This is a genomic window from Psychrobacter sp. 1U2, from assembly GCF_051847575.1.
Genome location: NZ_JBPYDC010001086.1, coordinates 1 through 712 on the forward strand (window position 1 = coordinate 1; position 712 = coordinate 712).

The window sequence follows — 712 nt, forward strand, 5'->3', positions numbered from 1 at the left end:
TTTATAGGATTGACCTCCAACCCCTATCCTTACATTAAAAATGCTACTGCGATGGTGATATCGTCAGACTATGAAGGCTTGAATATTGCCATGCTTGAAGCCATTTTTTTAGGAACTCCGGTCATTAGTACTGCTTGTCCATCAGGTCCTCCTGAAGTATTACCTTCCAAAAACTTGGTCCCTGTAGGTGATACTGAGGCTTTAGCACAAAAAATGATAGAGGTTATAGGTAGGCCTGAAATTTTTGCAGTGGCTTTAGATGAGAAGTTTTATCCTGATTATGCTGCTGCCAAATACTTAGAGCTTATTGACTGAAATAATCCTATTTGTTGGCTAATATATCAGCACTACTCTTTATATTCTATTTCTTGCCTTTTATAGCCGTTAATAGTCAATAGTAATGAGCGTGATAGATTAGCTAAATTCATCTGTGTCCATAGTCTAGTTAACTCTCTATTAATTTTTTGCTGTGCAGAGAGTTTGACTTTGACAACGGGTCGTGACTGCCTTTCTTCTTCAAGACAGCTTTCAAAGCGCGTAGATTGTTCATTATATATTTTATCTTGAATACATAATGCTGGGGATACTTGATATACATTGCTTGTTTTCTGCTCAATCAGTTTATCGAACATTATGTGATCAACAGGTCTATCCACCCCTAGCTCTCGTGTCATTTTAACTAGTTTTTGAGCACCTTTTCGGCTAACAATAT

1 protein-coding gene and 1 pseudogene are annotated in these 712 nt (G+C 37.2%); one reads left to right on the plus strand and one right to left on the minus strand.

Features of this window, described 5'->3' with window-relative positions; all coding sequences use genetic code 11:
• Positions 1-315 (plus strand): glycosyltransferase (locus ACS8FD_RS20520; protein ID WP_439277226.1); only part of this gene is annotated, 315 nt, incomplete at its 5' end.
• Positions 316-347: 32 nt separating this feature from the next.
• Here ACS8FD_RS20520 and ACS8FD_RS20525 read toward each other — a convergent pair.
• Positions 348-712 (minus strand): annotated as a pseudogene (locus ACS8FD_RS20525) (hypothetical protein); the annotation flags it as partial.